The organism is Ruegeria sp. YTSA219 (assembly GCF_059609985.1).
On the sequence record NZ_JBXWMT010000003.1, the window covers coordinates 1 to 17,175 of the forward strand.

The 17,175-nt window shown below is 57.2% G+C and carries 14 protein-coding genes and 1 tRNA gene; 2 read left to right on the top strand and 13 right to left on the bottom strand.

Annotated elements, in window-relative coordinates:
• Positions 1-122 precede the first annotated feature (122 nt).
• Genes AC2FFB_RS05470 through AC2FFB_RS05490 form a run of 5 tightly spaced genes read right to left on the bottom strand, consistent with a single transcriptional unit; the run spans position 123 to position 7,068 of the window.
• Complete coding sequence (locus tag AC2FFB_RS05470; RefSeq protein ID WP_496874630.1) at positions 123-2,753, bottom strand: phosphoenolpyruvate carboxylase; 2,631 nt, start codon at positions 2,751-2,753, stop codon at positions 123-125.
• On the bottom strand, positions 2,753-3,724 hold the full coding sequence (locus tag AC2FFB_RS05475) for a 2-hydroxyacid dehydrogenase (RefSeq protein ID WP_496874631.1): 972 nt from the start codon (positions 3,722-3,724) through the stop codon (positions 2,753-2,755). The genes AC2FFB_RS05470 and AC2FFB_RS05475 overlap by 1 nt, the downstream gene beginning before the upstream one ends.
• A complete protein-coding gene (gene sucD, locus AC2FFB_RS05480; protein WP_142635201.1) occupies positions 3,724-4,614 on the bottom strand; it encodes a succinate--CoA ligase subunit alpha in 891 nt (296 codons plus the stop codon). Before sucD ends, AC2FFB_RS05475 begins: the two co-directional genes overlap by 1 nt.
• Complete coding sequence (locus AC2FFB_RS05485) at positions 4,614-5,810, bottom strand: malate--CoA ligase subunit beta (RefSeq protein ID WP_281972633.1); 1,197 nt, start codon at positions 5,808-5,810, stop codon at positions 4,614-4,616. Before AC2FFB_RS05485 ends, sucD begins: the two co-directional genes overlap by 1 nt.
• A gap of 16 nt (positions 5,811-5,826) precedes the next feature.
• Positions 5,827-7,068 (bottom strand): pyridoxal-phosphate-dependent aminotransferase family protein, encoded by a 1,242-nt coding sequence (locus tag AC2FFB_RS05490; protein WP_281972632.1) that lies wholly within the window; start codon positions 7,066-7,068, stop codon positions 5,827-5,829.
• Between the two features lie 219 nt (positions 7,069-7,287).
• Between AC2FFB_RS05490 and AC2FFB_RS05495 the strand changes: the two genes are divergently transcribed.
• Positions 7,288-7,917 carry a response regulator transcription factor gene (locus AC2FFB_RS05495; protein WP_496689141.1) on the top strand — a complete coding sequence of 210 codons (630 nt, stop codon included), beginning with the start codon at positions 7,288-7,290 and terminating at the stop codon, positions 7,915-7,917.
• Positions 7,918-7,978: 61 nt separating this feature from the next.
• Here AC2FFB_RS05495 and AC2FFB_RS05500 read toward each other — a convergent pair whose 3' ends face one another.
• The 3 genes from AC2FFB_RS05500 to AC2FFB_RS05510 form a co-directional block, all read right to left on the bottom strand.
• On the bottom strand, positions 7,979-8,170 hold the full coding sequence (locus AC2FFB_RS05500) for a hypothetical protein (RefSeq protein WP_496874632.1): 192 nt from the start codon (positions 8,168-8,170) through the stop codon (positions 7,979-7,981).
• Positions 8,171-8,739: 569 nt separating this feature from the next.
• Positions 8,740-10,860, bottom strand: a complete 2,121-nt coding sequence (locus AC2FFB_RS05505) for a CHASE2 domain-containing protein (protein ID WP_496874633.1) — start codon at positions 10,858-10,860, stop codon at positions 8,740-8,742.
• Between the two features lie 181 nt (positions 10,861-11,041).
• The gene (locus tag AC2FFB_RS05510; RefSeq protein ID WP_281972630.1) at positions 11,042-11,728 is read right to left on the bottom strand and encodes a FecR family protein; all 687 of its coding nucleotides are present in this window, start codon (positions 11,726-11,728) and stop codon (positions 11,042-11,044) included.
• Positions 11,729-12,328: 600 nt separating this feature from the next.
• Here AC2FFB_RS05510 and AC2FFB_RS05515 point away from each other — a divergent pair.
• A tRNA-Ser gene (locus AC2FFB_RS05515) sits at positions 12,329-12,418 on the top strand.
• A gap of 387 nt (positions 12,419-12,805) precedes the next feature.
• Here AC2FFB_RS05515 and AC2FFB_RS05520 read toward each other — a convergent pair.
• From AC2FFB_RS05520 to AC2FFB_RS05540, 5 genes are read right to left on the bottom strand one after another with little or no spacing between them, the layout of a single operon-like run.
• Positions 12,806-13,708 carry an FAD:protein FMN transferase gene (locus AC2FFB_RS05520; RefSeq protein WP_271948647.1) on the bottom strand — a complete coding sequence of 301 codons (903 nt, stop codon included), beginning with the start codon at positions 13,706-13,708 and terminating at the stop codon, positions 12,806-12,808.
• Positions 13,705-14,220 (bottom strand): nitrous oxide reductase accessory protein NosL, encoded by a 516-nt coding sequence (locus tag AC2FFB_RS05525; protein ID WP_496874634.1) that lies wholly within the window; start codon positions 14,218-14,220, stop codon positions 13,705-13,707. Before AC2FFB_RS05525 ends, AC2FFB_RS05520 begins: the two co-directional genes overlap by 4 nt.
• Positions 14,217-15,038, bottom strand: a complete 822-nt coding sequence (locus tag AC2FFB_RS05530) for an ABC transporter permease (protein WP_271948643.1) — start codon at positions 15,036-15,038, stop codon at positions 14,217-14,219. The genes AC2FFB_RS05525 and AC2FFB_RS05530 overlap by 4 nt, the downstream gene beginning before the upstream one ends.
• Positions 15,035-15,928: an ABC transporter ATP-binding protein gene (locus tag AC2FFB_RS05535; protein WP_496693515.1), complete on the bottom strand. Its 894-nt coding sequence runs from the start codon at positions 15,926-15,928 to the stop codon at positions 15,035-15,037. The genes AC2FFB_RS05530 and AC2FFB_RS05535 overlap by 4 nt, the downstream gene beginning before the upstream one ends.
• A complete protein-coding gene (locus tag AC2FFB_RS05540) occupies positions 15,918-17,174 on the bottom strand; it encodes a nitrous oxide reductase family maturation protein NosD (RefSeq protein ID WP_281995284.1) in 1,257 nt (418 codons plus the stop codon). Before AC2FFB_RS05540 ends, AC2FFB_RS05535 begins: the two co-directional genes overlap by 11 nt.
• Between the last annotated feature and the right edge of the window lies 1 nt (position 17,175).

Below are 17,175 nucleotides of genomic sequence, written 5' to 3' on the forward strand. Positions count from 1 at the left end.
CGCTGACGGCCCAGCTCGGACGTGATCGAGCCGAACAGCTCTGGGTCGCGCGCTGAGAGAGACTGGGTGAAAAAACCTTGTGTGCGTTGCGGGGCGTTCACTTTGAAACCTCCAAAAAAGGGTTAGCCGGTCCAGCCAAGGCCAGCGGAAATAGCGTTCATGGATTGCAGCAGGGGAACAGGAACCGATCCTGCCTGAGGTTCGGATCGAGCTTGTCGCAGCAATTCGACCTGCAGCGCGTGAATGCGGGCCAGTTCAGCCCGTTTGCGATCAAACCGCTCGCACAGGCGAGGGAAACGGTGTCCGATAGTTTGTCCTCCCGTCAGAAATTGCACTGCACTGCAGGCGCTATCGTATTCCGCTTTGATTGACTGAAAGACGATTTGTCGGGTGTTCTCATCGTGCACTAGTTCGCCGTATTGTGCGGCGATGCCCATATCCGCCTGATAGAGCGATTTCTCCATTTCATCGACGGCAAGGCGGAACAGCCGGGAGTGCTGAAACATATCCTGCAGCACTTCATCACCGCGCGCGCCACGAAATTTGCGGAAGCTGGCCATTGCGGCCCCGAAACCATACCAGCCCGTGATCAGGTGGCGGTTCTGCGACCAGGCAAAGACCCATGGAATGGCGCGCAGATCATCCAGACTGGCCGCGCCAAAGCGACGTGCCGGACGAGATCCTATTTTCAGGCGGGCTAATTCCTCGACCGGGCTGGCCTGCTGGAAATAGTCCAGAAAGCCTGGCATCTTCAAAAGCGAGACATAGGCTGTCTGTGACAGTTCCGACAGAGCATCCAGCGCGTCGTCGAACTCGGGCCGGGCCAGGGTTTCGCCGGGATTGGCGGTATGACGCAACGTGCTTGAGAGGAGCAGTTCCAGATGGGCCGCGGCTGTTCCGCGGTTGGCGTATCTGGTCGAAACAACTTCGCCCTGTTCAGTTACGCGCAAGCTCCCGGCAATTGTTCCGCTGGGCTGCGCAGCAATCGCCCGCCCAGTGGGAGCGCCGCCCCGACTGACTGAGCCGCCGCGTCCATGGAAAAACGTGACCTTGAAACCTTGCGAAGCCAGTGCCGTCACGATGCGACGTTGGGCGCGCTCCAGCTCCCATGTTGAGCAGAAATACCCGCCATCCTTGCCGCTGTCCGAATACCCCAGCATCACTTCGATTTCATTTCCATCGGTTTTGAGGCTGCGGCGGGCAAGCGGTACTGCCAAAACGTCCAGCAGGATCGCAGGGGCATTGCGAAGATCTGCAATCGTTTCGAATAATGGCACCACCGAGATATCCAGTGTCTCGGACCCGAAACCGGAATAGCGGGCCAGCAGGTACACACCGAGAATATCATCGGCAGACCGGGTCATGGACAGGATAAATGGCCCAATTGCCTTAGGGTCCGGCCCCGAGCGAACACTATGAACAAGCGATAAGAGCGCCAGCATTTCCTGCGCCTGATCGCTCAGCGCCTCGCGGTTTTGATAGGGCAGGTTTTGATCTGCCAGCTCTGATCGCAGACGGGTAGACCAGTCGGGCGTGCCATATTCCGGTGCATGTCCGGATTGTGACCAAAGTTCCGTCAGAACGTCATTCGTGACGGTTGAATTCTGACGAATATCCAGGGTTGTGGTTCGGAACCCGAAAACCGCAGCGGCGCGGCACAGCGGACGGATATGCCTCTGTGCCAGGACGTCGGCGTTGACCGCGCACAAAGCCGCATCAAGTGCCCCAAGATCGCTTACGAATTGTGAGATGTGATCATAGCCGCCATCGGTCAGCCGATAGCGAATGGCATTGAGAGCCTGCCGGAACGGTTCGTTTCGATTCCGATCGTCGTCCGGAGTCCGGTCGATAATTTCTTGTACACGTGCACGGTTTGACTCAGGAAGCGGCAATATGAGCGCGCTGATGCTCAACCGGCTTGCAGCTTGATCGATGGCCTGACGATAAAGATCCTGAACCGTTTCACGGCCGCGTTGCAGGGCCAGTGCGGTCATCTCGGTTGTGACATTCGGATTGCCATCTCGGTCGCCGCCAATCCAGCTGTGAAAGCGAATGTTGGGTGTTTTGGCTAGAGTCTGACCCAACACACGCAGGCAGGCCTGATCGAACCGATCCATGACCTGCGGGACGGCGTCAAAGATTGCATCCCGGAAGAATTGCAACCCCCACTCGATCTCGTCGCGCAGGCTTGGGCGCGACAGGCGAAGTTCGCCTGTCAGCCACAAAAGATCAATCTCGCCTTCCAGACCATTCAGCAATTCGGTGCGTTCGGTCGGGGTCCATCGTTGCACTTCAAGACTGACAAGATTGCGGTAGATCCGCCGGTGAATTTCCAAAACGGTGACCCGTTTGGCCTCGGTCGGGTGCGCGGTCAGGGTGGGACCGGCGCATAGGTCAGCCGTCAGTTTTTTTGTCTGGCTGTCCGTTAATTGCAGTTCAGACAACACCTCGGCAAACCCGCCTTCGACCGCTTCCGCGCCGCTTAGGGTCTCGGTCAGGCGCCGGTCCCGAACATGGGCGTTTTCATCAATGATGCGTAACAGTTGGAACCAGATCGATAGGGCTTGCAGATACGGCGTTGCCTCGAGCCCTGTAGGGATGGGTTGCAACGGCATGGCCTCGGCCCATGTCGCCACATGCGGCGCCCGCTTCGACAGAATATTCCGCCACAACGCCCGCAGTTCCGAGCGCAATTCCTCGGCATAGCCCGAAGGGTCCGGGATGGACGGAATATTGCGGGCCAGCGATTGCATCAGATCACCTGGTCCCGCGGGGTGCGACCTGCGAAGAAGTCGGCCAGATTGTCGAGTACGCGAAAGCCCATGGCCTCGCGCGATTCTTTTGTGGCGCTACCCAGATGGGGTAGCATCACCAGGTTGTCGCATTGCAACAGATCCGGGCTAATGCGAGGTTCGCCATCGAACACGTCCAAAGCAGCCCCACCGATCGTGTCGAACATCAGCGACTGCACAAGTGCGTGCTCATCCACGACCTCACCGCGCGCAGTGTTGATGAGGAAGGCGTTGGGCTTCATCAGATCCATTCTGCGCCCGTTGATCAGGTGCCGGTTTGCGGCCCCACCCGGACAGTGCAGTGAGACGAAGTCGCAGTGCGGCAGCAGATCGTCCACGGTATCGACCTGAGTTGCGTTGAACTGTTTCAATACCTCAGGCGAGACAGTGCTGCGGTTCTGCACAAGAATTTTCATGCCAAACCCATGGTGCGCGCGACGGGCCATTTCCAGACCGATGCGGCCAAAACCGATGATGCCCAGAGTCTTGCCGCTGACCTTGGTGCCGACAAGATGGGTCGGACGCCAGCCGGTCCAGCCGCCCGCGCGCAGCTCTCGTTCGCCTTGGCCGGCGCGGCGGGCTACCATCAGCAGCAATGTCATGGCCAGATCAGCCGTGCATTCGGACAAGACATCCGGCGTATTGGTTACGGTCATACCAAGGCTGCGCGCAGCGGGTTCACAGATATGGCTGTAACCAACTCCATAATTGGCGAGGATTTTGGTTTGCGCCGCAGATACGTCCAGCGCCTCGGCGCTGAGCGTGTCGGTGACCGTGGGCAGAACCGCGTCATAGCGTTTCAACGCATCGCGGATCTCGGCCGGGGACAATGGTTTGTCCCCGATGTTGAGTACGGTGTTGTAGTTTTCGGCCAGTTGCGCCTCGACGGCAGCGGGCCAGCGACGGGTGACAAGGACCGAAGGTTTGACCATCACGCAGCCTTTCCCATGACGCGGGCGATGGTCTCGCCAATTACCGCAGGGTTTTCAGCAACAGTCACACCCGCCGCCGATAGGATTTCGACCTTTTCCGAGGCGCTTTCGCCAAATGCCGAGATGATAGCCCCGGCATGACCCATGGTCCTGCCTTTAGGTGCGGTCAGACCGGCGACATAGGCCACGACGGGTTTGGTGACGTGGTCTCGGATATACTCTGCCGCCTCGGCTTCCTGAGGGCCGCCGATTTCGCCGATCATGGCGATGACCTCGGTGTCCTCATCCTGTTCGAACCGCTCAAGGATATCGCGGAAGGACGAGCCGTTGATCGGGTCGCCACCGATGCCGACGCTGGTTGAGACGCCAATGCCACGCTCCTTCAGCTGCGCCGCGGCTTCATAGCCCAGCGTGCCCGAACGACCGATGATGCCGACATTGCCCGGCAGGTAAATATGGCCTGGCATAATCCCCAGCAGCGCCTTGCCAGGGCTGATAGTTCCAGCACAGTTCGGGCCGGTCAGCACCATGCGATTGTCCTTGGGATAGCGATACATATAGCGTTTGACGCGGATCATGTCCTGCGCCGGGATGCCGTCGGTTATGCAAACGCAATAACGGATACCGGCATCTGCGGCCTCCATGATCGAATCCGCCGCAAACGGGGGCGGCACGAAGACAAGGCTGGCCTCTGCGCCGGTGGCCGTGACCGCTTGTTTGACTGTGTCGAAGACAGGCACGCCTTCTACGATTTCGCCGCCCTTGCCAGGGACGACACCGCCAACAACATTGGTGCCGTATTCCAACATATCCTTGGTGTGAAAGCGTGCCATACGTCCAGTGATGCCCTGAACAATAACGCGGGTGTCGCGGTCCAGAAGAATGCTCATTACACAGCCCTCATCTTGGTGTTTTGGGTCAAATCGTTTTGCCATGCACCAACGGCGCGTTCGGCAGCTTCCATCAATGTTGTTGCACGAATAATCGGCAGGCCGGACTTGGCGAGTATTTTCTGACCTTCTTCAACATTCGTCCCGGCAAGGCGCACGATGACTGGGATGTCGATATCCAGTTCCTTCAGAGCCTGCACGACGCCTTCGGCAACCCAGTCGCAGCGGTTGATGCCGGCGAATATGTTGACCAGAACCGCTTGGACGTTCTTGTCGGACAGTACCAATCGGAAAGCTTTGGCAACACGTTCTGGTGACGCGCCGCCTCCGATATCGAGGAAGTTTGCAGGCTCTCCCCCGGCCAGCTTGATCGTGTCCATCGTCGCCATGGCCAGACCGGCACCATTCACGATGCAGCCGATATTGCCGTCCAGCCCGACATAAGACAGGCCACGATCCGCCGCGCGGCTTTCACGGGGGTCTTCCTGGCTTTTGTCGCGAAGCTCGGCTACCTGCGGGTGGCGGAACAAGGCGTTGTCGTCAAAGCTCATCTTGGCGTCCAGCGCCAACACTCGATCGTCGCCGGTGATGACGAGCGGATTGATTTCAACCATAGTCGCGTCCAGCTTGTTGAAAGCGGCGTAACACCCTTGGAGGGTGCGGACCATGTTTTGGATCAGACGGGGCTCCAGTCCCAGATTGAAGGCAATCTCGCGCGCCTGAAACTCCTGCAGACCTACCGCAGGTTCGACGATGGAGCGGACAATGCTTTCAGGGCGTTCTGCGGAAATATCCTCGATCTCCATTCCGCCCTCGGACGAGGCGACGATCATCACGCGTTGGCTTGAGCGGTCGAGCACAAAACCCAGATAGATTTCCCGATCGATCGGAACGGCAGATTCGACGTAGACGCGATAGATGCCTTTGCCATCGGGTCCGGTCTGATGCGTCACCAGCTTGCGGCCAAACATCTCCTCACAGGCTGCGTATATTTCGCTTTCCGAATTGCACAGCTTTACGCCCCCAGCTTTGCCGCGGCCACCTGCGTGAACCTGAGCCTTTACAATCCACTTGTCGCCGCCCAGCTCACGTGCACGATAGGCAGCTTGCTCGGGGCTGTAGGCCAAGGCCCCCGAAGGGACTTCGACGCCGAAATTCGAAAGAAGTTCTTTCGCCTGATATTCGTGGATATCCATCTGCATTTCCTCCCGTTTATGCAGCGATAGATGTGCCGTAGCGGCTTTCCAGAAGCGCTTCGATCGCTTCGAGATTCACCGAACCACCCATCTCGCGGATTGCTTCGGCAAACAAATGCACGATGCGGCCGATCGACTGATGATTCAGTTGGTTCAGGATGCCGATGCGGACCTGAACAGGTGCGCTGAGGGTTGGCCAGATGCCAAAGCCCCGGGCCCGGCAATTCTGCACCAGCTCCATTTCGCGGCCTGCAAGTTCAGCGGGCAGGTTCAGCACCACAAGGCTGGACATGTCCGAGGTGACCTCGCAGCCCATCGCAATGACGGCATCGCGCAGCACGGCCTCGTGCGTTTTGTAGGCATGCGCGCGCTTCGCTAGCCCCTCCTGCAGGGTCAGGCGTAACGATTCATGAAAGGCCGCGACGGCATAGCCCGAATGTGTTCGGTGATATGTGCCTTTTTCAACATCCTGGCCATCGACGATGCCCCAGTGGCGGGCCTCGAAAATGGGATTGTGAACATAGCTGTAGGCACCCGTTGCTTTCAGGCTGTCGATATATGCGTCGGTAAAACTGACGGGAGCATAGGTAAGCGGCAAGCAGCACAGGCCCTTTTGCGGACAAGAGGCCCAGCCCGCGATGCCCGGATAATCATCAACCCGGAAATCTTCGACACCCAAAGACGAAACGGCGTCGATCAGACCCATTGCACCATGGTGCTCGCAGGCATCCGAGAAACCGCGCAAATCATTGATGCGTCCTGATCCCGTTTCCCAATGTGCCATAAACGCCCATTTGGGCTTGTGTTCAGCCAGTGCGGCTTCGACCATGTCACCGGTCACCGACTGACCATGCGGCACGTCGATGATCGTGACACTGGCGGCCTGCGGATCCAAGGGGTTGGCAGCATGTTCGTCCGGTGTCGCTGCCTTGATCCGAAGGGTCAGTGTATCGATGCCCGAAAAGGTCCCGTTGTTGAACGCAACAACCTTGTCACCGGGCATGACAGCCGAGAACATGGTGTCCAAAGCGCTCCAACCAGTGCCTGCGACCGCAAAGGTGTATATGTTCGTGGTGCCCCAGATTTCGCGCAGCATGTGCTTGCATTCGATCATGCCGCGCAAAACGTCGCCCTGCATGTGATCCGCAACTCCGGCGCTGGAAAAGGCTTGTAGAACGCGCGCGTCTGTATTGCCCGGCCCGGGGCCTGCGGCCAGCGTCTCGGGGATTTCGAGCGTTGGATAAATCTGGAAAGTCATTGCGATCCTCCTTGATCGTTGGGGTGGTCAACCACGCCCAGACATCTCGTTGTGGATCAGGAAAGCCTTGCTTGCGTCATCGCGCAACGTAACTTACTACTGCTTTAGGACTTCTAATGGGATGGGGAAAAACCTACCCGTATTGGCAAGAATACCGAAGTATACCAAGTTTTGCCCTATACGAATAGGTAGTTTCTTGAGGATTTGGATGTAAAATCAATGACAGAGCCTTCACAACTACCGATTGACGTCATGCTTGCCGACAACAATCCGCTGGTCTTATCGGCCATGTCGGAGATTTTTGAACGTGATCCGCGATTCTCTTTGGTTGCCACATCGGCGACAGCTGAAGGGTTCCTGGGCGCGGTCATGAGAGTTCCGGTCCAGGTGTGTGTGATTTCCTGGAGCTTGCCTGTTCTTGGCGCGGCCAAATTGATCGAGGTTTTGCGAGAACAGGAAGGCGCGCCCCGTTTTGTCATTTACGGCGATGATGTCGGAGATGTTCCGCGCCTTGCAATGCAGGCAGGAGCTGCGGGGTTCTCATCCCGGTCTGGTGAAGTTGAAGCGTTGCTGGAAACCTGCGCGGACGTGGCTGCTGGCAAGATGGTGTTTCCGTTCATCGATGTCCGCCAGATGCAACAGAATCCGATCCACAGCCTGTCGCGGAAAGAGCGCGCGATTCTGGAAGCTCTAGCCAAGGGCATGTCCAACCGCGAGTTGTCCAAAGAGCTTCAGATATCGACCAATACCGTGAAATTTCACCTGTCAAACATTTACGAAAAACTATCGGTTAAGAATAGGACGCAGGCCATCGCGTATTACTATTCGTCTAATGCGGCCTCACATTAGATAGATTTGCCCAAATGCTCCAATGGTGTGGTCATTCTGTTGGTCGCGTGATCGGCCTTTCTTAGGAACCCGTGGGGAATTGGGTGGCGGTTTCGTGAAAGCTCTGATCGACGGCGACGGTCGCAATGCAAACCTGAACCTGTTCTTCGATAGCTCTGCGCGCGAAAGAGGTCACGGCTGCGTCCGACGCGAAGGCATCGTAGATTACAGTTGGTTGAGCTTCGAAACTATATCGAGTTGGAAACAGAAACACGTCAATCTCATCATATAATTGCTGCTTTTTTTCGCCATATAGCGGGCTGTCCCATCTGATCTCGTCTTTGGCGACGGCGGCTTTGATCGAGGTCAGGTCTTGCTCCAGTGGGCCGGTCCGGCCAGGATCATTTCGACTTCAACCCCGAGAGAGTGCAGAGATCCGGCTGTTTCAAGAAAATCGTACAGCCCTTTCTCGCGGGACAGGTTGCTTAGAAGCCCGACCCCGCAAATGCCCAGGAGACCGCAGGCTGGTCTGTGTTTGGGGGCGAAAAACGCGTTTTCGGTGACGTGCCATTTTTGATTGCTTCGGTAAGCGTGTGGGCGCCAAACAAGGTCAGAATAGTCGGAACATAGGCCATAATGGCGTCTGTTTCACGATGAGCACCCAACATGGTCAGCTTGGTGCAGTAAGGTGCTGATCCAGTTTCTTCAGGCCAGAAGTAAGGAGCCAAGTTCAGGATGGATGATTTGGCTTTAGCAATATGGTTCCCCAACTTCCGCGCCTGCTTCAGGGCGGTTCTATGGGGTTCACATGCTCGCTTGAAAGTTGCAATGGCTCTGGGTCCGCTAGGCCAGATTTTGTCCTTCACGGGCGTGATGACTGAACAACAGCTTGTTTGATTGGACATCGGACAGAAAATCCGCAGTGCGCCCAGACAGCGCGCGATAAAAGGACAGAAGACCGGGTTCGATTTCTTTGGCAATGTCGATGCAGTTTTGGCGCAGCTCATCGGTGCGCTCCAGCGGTTCACGCGCACGTATGGCCGACAAAAGTTGAGCATGCGCATCGCGTAAGTTCTGGAATGCCTCGCTGTCGAGCATGTCCTGATCGCCAATCAATATGTAAACGGGCTCCAGGTTCTTTTTTCCTTTCAGGTCCACAAACCCAGCTTCCAACATCGCCAACTCTTGTTTGCCTAGAATGTAAACTGAATTCGAAACCAGGATGTCATAGTCGACATGTCGGCAGCTTTGTTCGATCCTGGCGGCGACGTTCACCACATCTCCGATCACAGTATAATTGAACCGCCGCCGCGACCCGATATTGCCCACACAGGCCTGTCCTGTCGCGCAGCCAGTGGCCAGCGCAATGGGTGGCCGTTCGCGCATGATTTCGGACCTATTGAACTGTGCCAATGCACCGCGCATCATCAAGGCTGCCCGTGCAGCGCGACAGGGATGATCTTCGACCGGAAGCGGAGCGTTCCAGAACGCCATGACTGCGTCGCCGATGAATTTGTCGATTGTGCCTCGCTCGTGCAAAATCTGATCTCCGACCTGTGAAAACAGCTCATTCAGAATGGCGACGAGCTCCGTGGCCGAAACCGACTCGGATAACGGGGTAAATCCACGGATGTCGGCGAACATGACGGTGATCTCTTGTGTTTCTCCACCAAGGACCAACTGATGGTCCGAGCCTTCCATTTCATCCAAAATTTCAGGAGCGACATAGTGAGAAAAAATCTTTCGGATCGCTCTTTTCTCGCGCTCGGTCGAAATGAATAGATATCCGGCCAACAGCCCGAAATTCGCCATCCCACCAGCAAGTGGGAAGGTTGCATCAAATAATACGAGTTGATTTTGAAAGGCCATCCAGCTGATCAGCACAACTACGGCTGCAGATACGCCACCCGCAATGAAGGATGCGACCGCACCAAAGCTGGACATGACGGCGACGACCACTAACCCCAGTAAGACGAATGAGACCAACTCAAGCGCAGCGGTCACATCGGATCGGCTGAGCATTTCGCCCGTTAGGACCTGTTCAAGTAACTGCGCGTGGATCGAGACGCCGGGCACGGATTCTCCGAGCGAGGTCTGGTGCATATCAAACAGACCCGCCGCAGAGGTGCCAACAAGAATAATCTGGTTTTCGATCCGGGACCGCAGCGCAGGATCATCCGGATTCGTCATAACGTCATTGGCAGAAACATACAGTTCAGGCCGGTCTCGCCTGTACCGGATCCAGACTTCGCCGTTCTGAGTTGTTGGCAATCGAAAATCGCCCAGTTCAAGCGCCAGCATGACACCGGATTCATCGGACGCGCCCTCGGCGAAAAGGACTGTTTCCCCCAAGGCCACCCGAAGGGCCTCAATTCCCAGGCTTGGCAGGGCGCCATCCGGTCCCCCCCAAAGTACCGGGACCCGGCGGACCACACCGGTCCCACCAAGTGGTGAGACATTCACGCCCCCAATGCCTGTTGCATCTGAATAAAGTGGCGGAGCAGGAGGAGTCCAATGCGGAACCTGGACGAGTCCTGAGGTCGGAGACTCACCGATCTCGATGATCCCCGCCTTGGATATGACGGGCTGACCATCATCGGCCACACGGGCCGCTACACCCAGAACAACCGGCCATTTGGCGATTTCGGCTCCGAAAAAAACATCGTTGTCCAGGTTTTGGGCGTCTTCATCGACCGAGAGCACCTCGGCCAACGCAGGGTCTTCCAATAATCGAGCAGGCGAATAGCGGTCGGGTTCGACAAACAGCATGTCAAAAGCGATGACCGCAGCGCCATTTTGGCCGAGGTTTTCAACCATCTGAGCCATGAGATTGCGCGGCCACGGCCATTGCCCCCAGTTGGCTAGTGACTGTTCGTCTATGTCGACAACACGGATAGGCAGGTCGGGGGTGTAATCGCGTGGGGCCATCCGCTGAAGGATGTCGAAATATATTAGCCGAGTCATGCGCACGGGAAACGGATCTATGACCCTGACAAAGCATCCAAACAGGATCAGGCACAAACCCACAAGGCGAAAACCCCTGCGGCGAGTGCTCCGTTCTTTCGACTTAACCGTCACGGTTGCCTCCGAAGACAGTGGTCGCTTTCACTGCCCGACATTACCGATTACCCATATCAGCCGATGCTCAGTTAACAGGTCTATTCGGTTTCGTATCCGGCGCTGCACCGCCTTCTATACTGGGCGCCTCAACGGGTGCAGATGCTACCGAAGCCTTCACCGCTTGCCGCTGCGGGGGCGCTGGGCGGGGCTCGGGAGCGTCGGATTTTTCGATGGGCTGCACTGGTGCTGATTCTCCGGCGCAGCCTTCGATATTCACGCGCAGCGGACTCAAAAGCCGTTCCTGTGACTGAATGAACGGAAATCCATTTTTCACTGCTTCGTCGTACTGTGCCTGATCGGCCGGGCGGCCCACCTTGCCTTTTTGACTGGTGGCAAACAGGCTGCATTGACGTCCAGTTGATCTGCAGCCGCCTTTCAGGCCGCACATCTGCACGGTGCCTTCCAGCACCAGCATCGAGCTTTGGGTGCCAGGCACAACCCACATGTCGAATATGGTCCCACGCACAGCCATTGTCGCTGTGGGGGTCTGGATGGAATAGGCACGTTTTCTGCTGTTGCCCGAGATGAAACGAAAGCTTCCACCCAAGGCCTGAACGGCAAAATTCTTGGCCTTCTTCTTGTTTCGCAACATGGTCACATCCAGCGCCATCTTTGCATTAGGCCCTATCGCGATCTTCGTTTCGTCAACAAAGATCAGCTGAACTACCCCTCTGCTGTCTGTGGATATGGAATCACCCGAGGCAACTTCCATGCCTTCAAGCAGTGGCCGGGAATTCCCGGCTCGGGTAATTTCTGCGCCTTGTTTGACGCTTACGACAGTACCAATGTTGGCCAGGATCTGCGACGGCAGTATCAAAACACAACAGGAAACACACAACACTCTTAACCAGACCAAACTAATTATCCCTTCCCCAAGGTTATTCCAGAGCGCAATGCGCCCGCTGCCCGGTCTGTGCCTCGTGGAATTTATTTCTTTGTATTATTTGTAAAAAATCTAAGCAAATATGCCTTAATGCCTATGTGTTTGGCAAGTTTTCTATGAAGCTGGAGAAATTTCCCACCTAATTGGGCTGACCCGGAGCTTCGGAAACTCTCTGTTTGTACATTGCCGGTGTTTCGGACAGGGCCCTTTTCAAATCAGTGTTTCGTTGGGCCGTCGCTCGCTTTCCCAGCCGATGTCTCTTGGGTCTGATCGCCTTATGGAAGGCCCGGCAGACACGCATTGCGGGTGACATTTCGCGGCTGCCTTTGATCAAGCCCGAAAGCCATAGACATCTTGGATTTGACTTTTTGAAGATTTTTTCACGAGATCCCTTGTATTTCTTGGCGCTTATCGAATACACCGGCCAGCGGAGACGTGGCCGAGTGGTCGAAGGCGCTCCCCTGCTAAGGGAGTAGGCCCGGAAGGGTCTCGAGGGTTCGAATCCCTTCGTCTCCGCCACCAAATCTTCGTATGATGTTTTTTGTGATGGCTTACACGTTTTGAAGGCTTTACCCGCCACATCCGCCAAGAAATAACGTAATCGGAAGGTCGGGTGTTCCGTTTCCAGCACTCAATGACCCGGCCCTTCGAAATCCTCGCGGGACGCGGTAGGTTCGAAGCTTGCTCTCGTGATCGACCATTGGTGCCTGGATTGTCGGCAAATCCGCTAAAACCACCGAAATCGGTACCGTTGGTGTTGCAAGAGCCGGCACTACCGGGGTGTTTCTGAATTCGGATGACTGTTCGGTATGAGGCTGCTGGCGCTCGAAAGGTTGACCACCGGTAAAGTTGATTCAGCGGACAGGTCCAATTTGCCGATTTGACTGCCTTGGAACAGACTGCGGATTATCCGCTCAACTCCAAACTGGCCAATGGAAAACTCTGCAGAATTCTACCGGTCCATTCCTTTGGGACGGCGCAAAGAGCTGTGGACAGACCGTCAGCTAAGGCTGCATTGGGTGCGGAAACGGAAACAGTGTGGTTGCTTGGGCTTGGGCCGAATGGGTTCAGGATATGGCCGTGGTCGCCCGGCAAGAGTGTGCCTGCAACCGATGATGTGGCTACTGAGCGTTCTCGCAAAGTGATCTTCTTGAGGACTTGATTATTGTGACCAGCAAGGCCGACCCGCCAGTCTTGCCCGTCACCTCGCTGACCCATTGCCGCGATTTCTCCCATGTTAACCAGAACATCGCGTAAGCCAAAGGACCGTAACAGCGCCGCAATGCGATCGGTGATTGCGCCTTGTGCGATACCGTTCAATGTCAAGGCTGAGACACCGGGCTCCGGCAGCTGGATCGCATCAGCGTCATATCGGACTCGGTGCCAGCCGACAGTTTCTTGGGCGGCAGTCAATTCAGATGCGCTGGCGCGCGCGGCCATCGCCCTCCAGACGGGTTGTATTGTGGGGTCAAAAGCCCCGTCTGATGCACTGTGAAGGGTCGAACACAGGCTCAGTACATTCAACAGTTCGGGGGCTGGTTGCTGCAGCAATCCGCTTCGGTTCAGCTCTGAAATCTGTGATCGCGATCGGTACAGACTAAAGATATCTTCCAGCCGGTTCAGTTCAGCCTCGATTGATGACAGCAGGGGCGCCGCCTCTGCCTCAGAAAGGCCAACAAGGTCAAGGCTAGCCCTGGCCCCCAGCGCGATGCCACGCCAATGCGCGACTGGTGCGCCAGATGCGACCGCCGGTAGCGCGGCGCATGCCGCAGACATGATCAGAAAACGACGTCGGGACAAACGGCTCATGCTGGTGTCTCCAGTTTCAGGTCCAGATCGACGGGGCCAAGCACTTCGGCGTCGGGTATGTCAGTCAGGGGCAAAGCGGACCCTCCGTACAGGATGATGAAGCTGTCCGCGTCGGTCGGGTCTGCAAAGGGCACGACCTCGCGCGCGCCCATGCCGCCGGCGACATTGGCCCCGACGACGAAAGTCGCACCTTCGGCATTGATCCAGTTGGATTGACCTGGTTGATGCCAGCTTGGGGCGGTTCCCATATCGCTGACATAGATTGCAACAATGGCTGCCTCGCGTTCGGGGCTTTTGAGATAGGCAACCATGTCGCGAACCTGCGTAAAAAACAGTGGTGTGGGATAGCCGTCGAGGTGAATCTGTCCTTTGGGACCACCATGTTCAGCAATATTCATCTGGCAAAAAAAGCTGAGTGCGTCTGGCGTCAGATCGACCGGGTCAGGCGCGGCAATCTGTTCTTCCTTACAGGCAGTCAGGGCGAGTAGAGCAATCAGGAAAAGACGCTTCATGGCTCGACCCTTCGGAACGCGAGCCGGGCAAGTGCAAGGCCTAGCAGGGGCCAGATCAGCAAAGACAACGGGGCGGCCCAGACGGGCAGAGCCTGCGCTGCGCCGGTCATGCCGGATGCCATCGCGACGCCCTCGGTTGCGGCGATATTCCACAGACGGAAAGCGTCGGCCGGGTTGGCCACCATCACCCATGGAAAGACGGATTGAGTGAAGGTGCCGCCCTTGTCCATGACGACGGCCCCCAACAGGCCCAGATCATAGAGGACGACAAAAACCAGCCAGAGCCCGGCCGACAGACCTGCTGCCGCCGTGGCCCCCTTTGCCAGGGCGGACAGCAAGTATCCCAGTGCGAGAAACACGGCGCCCAGCACGATCGAAGTGAGGATAAGACGGACCAGAGCCAACAGGCTTTCTGGACCGGCGCCACCGAACCATGCTGCCACCGCGCCAGCTGTGCCAAAACCGATGGTCATCGCAAAGGCAAGCGCCGACAAATGGGCGGTGAATTTTCCCAACAGGATTTCTCCGCGCCCGGCGGGATAGGACAAGAGCAGCGATAAGCTGCCCCGATCCACATCGCCTGCGATGGCGTCAAAGGCAATCATCAATGCCAGTAGGGGGGCAAGATAGACCGACAGCGTCGTCATCGAGGCAACCGAGACAGTCAGCATATCAACGCCAAGCGTGCCTGTGGGTGCACTGCCTGCAAAGGTAAGTGCCAGCGCGAATAACACCATGATCAGTGTTGCCATCAGCAGCCAGCGGTTGCGGCGCAGGATCAACATTTCAGTGCGGGTGATGGCGAGGAAGCGGGTCATGGCCTCTTCTCCTGTGCATAGTAGCGATAGAGATCTTCCAGCTTGGGAGGTGTCACTTCCACATCTGCCACCGCATCGCCCAAGCCGGCGATCCGGCGCAGGGCCTCCATCTTGTCGTCGACGGTGCAGAGCAACTCAACGGACGCGCCATTGATCCGGCTGCCGCCCAGTTTGGCGGCCAAGGCGTCAGGGTTAGAGCTGGCGCGCACCTTCAGGCGGATTGGCAGACCCGCCAGCGCCGAAAGGTTGTTTAACGTGTCATCGGCCACCATCCGGCCCCCGCGCATGATTGCGATCCGGTCTGTGCGGGCCTCGACCTCAGTCAGGGCATGCGATGCGATCAGGACGGCGGTGCCTTTTGCGGCCAGTTCGTCGATGATGGCGTACAGATCCTGCCGAGAAATCGGGTCCAGTCCGCTCGTCGGCTCGTCCAGCAATGCCACTTTCGGCTGGCCCAGCAGCACTTGCGCCAATCCCAGACGTTGCCGCATCCCCTTGGAGTAGGTCCCGATCCGTCGGTCCAGCGCGTCGCTGAGGCCAACACGTTCCAGCAGGCCGGGCACATCGGCCTTGGATCCCGAGAGCTGCGCGAACAGAGTCAGCTGTTCCCGGCCCGTAAGCGCCGGGTGGAAGGACACCGCTTCGGGCAAATACGCCGTATCCCGTCGCGCCTGCGCACTGCCAGGAGTGGCGTTTCCGATCCGAATGGCTCCGCCCTCAATCGGGATCAGGCCAAGGATGGATTTGATCAGGGTCGATTTGCCGGCGCCGTTATGGCCCAGTAGCGCCACGCGCTGACCAGGGGCAAGAGACAGGGTGATGTCGTCAAGAACGCGGGTTTTGCCTCGGTCCTTACAGACGTTGTTTATCGTTAGGGCCTTATCCGTCATGAGGCACCTTTTTCATAGCTGAGGGTTCAGGGGCTCGCATCAATGGATTGCTGTCCATCACACCCCCCGGCAATAGTGCCGGGAAGGCTGATTGCGACCAGCGCACCAGCTGCACGGCAGGGGAGCCGAGCAGCAGCTTGGCTGCGGGTTGGGTCCACAGCACATGGTCCATCGAGTCATTGGGGCGATAAGGGGCATCAGCGACGCCGTTGCCATCCACATCATAGGCGGCGAAATCGGACCAGTAATTGCCGCGCCCGTCTTCAGACCACTCGACCCACTTGGTCGAAACGTATTTCACCTGAGTCCGGTTTCCGACAAAGGCGTTGCCGACGATACGGTTACGTTCTGACCCAGCAGTGAAGTGAATGCCGATGCCGCAACCCTCGAACCAGTTGTCGGTGAATTCGTTCTTGTTCGAGTTATACAGGAAGGTGCATTTCTCCTTTGCACCCTTAACGACGTTCCCGGAAATCACGCTCTTGTTGGCGTAGTTCAGCATCACACCATGTTCGCGATCATCAATCGACACATTGCCGGTGACTTTGACATTGGTCGTGAACATCACCGCATAGCCCAGATCATTGCCGATCGAGACGTTATCGCTGACCACCGAGTCGTCGGCATACATGTAGTGCACCGCGAACCGCAGGTCGCGGAACAGGTTTCCAGTAAAGGTGTTCTTCTTGGACGAGTTCACAAAGATCCCATCGCGCCCGTACCGGATATCATTGTCTTCGACCCGCGCACCCGGTGCGTTCCAGACATAGACGCCGTTGCCGCGGTCATTCATCCGCTTGTCCTGACGCCCTTCGATCCGGTTGCCGCGCACGACGCTGTCCTTGGCGCCGTGGATGTCGATGCCATAGAGATTGCCCAGCAACACATTGCCTTCGATCACCGGCGCATGGGCCGTTTTGACCAGCTGAATGCCACTGTCGATCCCATCATGGCTCGAGCCCGAACCAATCACTGTCAGACCGCGTACGGTCACGCCCGGTCCGGTCACGGTGATGACGCTGCCGACGCCTTGTCCGTCAATGGTGGCCTGCCCCTGCCCGTCAATAATGACGGGCCGGTCCAGAACCAATGTCTCAGAGTAGACACCGGGGCTCAGGCGAAGGGTGTCTCCATCCGCCGCCTGCGCCAGTGTTTCATTGATGGCCCCCGCCCGGTTGGGCACATCCCAATCCGCCGCCCAAAGGGGCGAGCCGAGCAGGAGCGGTATGAGCAGGGGCCAACGCATG

What these genes read in the sequence shown, in the direction of transcription:
- AC2FFB_RS05470 (WP_496874630.1), bottom strand. Translation starts at nt 2,753, where the DNA reads ATGCAATCGCTGGCCCGCAATATTCCGTCCATCCCGGACCCTTCGGGC.
- AC2FFB_RS05475 (WP_496874631.1), bottom strand. Translation starts at nt 3,724, where the DNA reads ATGGTCAAACCTTCGGTCCTTGTCACCCGTCGCTGGCCCGCTGCCGTC.
- sucD (WP_142635201.1), bottom strand. Translation starts at nt 4,614, where the DNA reads ATGAGCATTCTTCTGGACCGCGACACCCGCGTTATTGTTCAGGGCATC.
- AC2FFB_RS05485 (WP_281972633.1), bottom strand. Translation starts at nt 5,810, where the DNA reads ATGGATATCCACGAATATCAGGCGAAAGAACTTCTTTCGAATTTCGGC.
- AC2FFB_RS05490 (WP_281972632.1), bottom strand. Translation starts at nt 7,068, where the DNA reads ATGACTTTCCAGATTTATCCAACGCTCGAAATCCCCGAGACGCTGGCC.
- AC2FFB_RS05495 (WP_496689141.1), top strand. Translation starts at nt 7,288, where the DNA reads ATGACAGAGCCTTCACAACTACCGATTGACGTCATGCTTGCCGACAAC.
- AC2FFB_RS05505 (WP_496874633.1), bottom strand. Translation starts at nt 10,860, where the DNA reads ATGACTCGGCTAATATATTTCGACATCCTTCAGCGGATGGCCCCACGC.
- AC2FFB_RS05510 (WP_281972630.1), bottom strand. Translation starts at nt 11,728, where the DNA reads ATGGAAGTTGCCTCGGGTGATTCCATATCCACAGACAGCAGAGGGGTA.
- AC2FFB_RS05520 (WP_271948647.1), bottom strand. Translation starts at nt 13,708, where the DNA reads ATGAGCCGTTTGTCCCGACGTCGTTTTCTGATCATGTCTGCGGCATGC.
- AC2FFB_RS05525 (WP_496874634.1), bottom strand. Translation starts at nt 14,220, where the DNA reads ATGAAGCGTCTTTTCCTGATTGCTCTACTCGCCCTGACTGCCTGTAAG.
- AC2FFB_RS05530 (WP_271948643.1), bottom strand. Translation starts at nt 15,038, where the DNA reads ATGACCCGCTTCCTCGCCATCACCCGCACTGAAATGTTGATCCTGCGC.
- AC2FFB_RS05535 (WP_496693515.1), bottom strand. Translation starts at nt 15,928, where the DNA reads ATGACGGATAAGGCCCTAACGATAAACAACGTCTGTAAGGACCGAGGC.
- AC2FFB_RS05540 (WP_281995284.1), bottom strand. Translation starts at nt 17,174, where the DNA reads ATGCGTTGGCCCCTGCTCATACCGCTCCTGCTCGGCTCGCCCCTTTGG.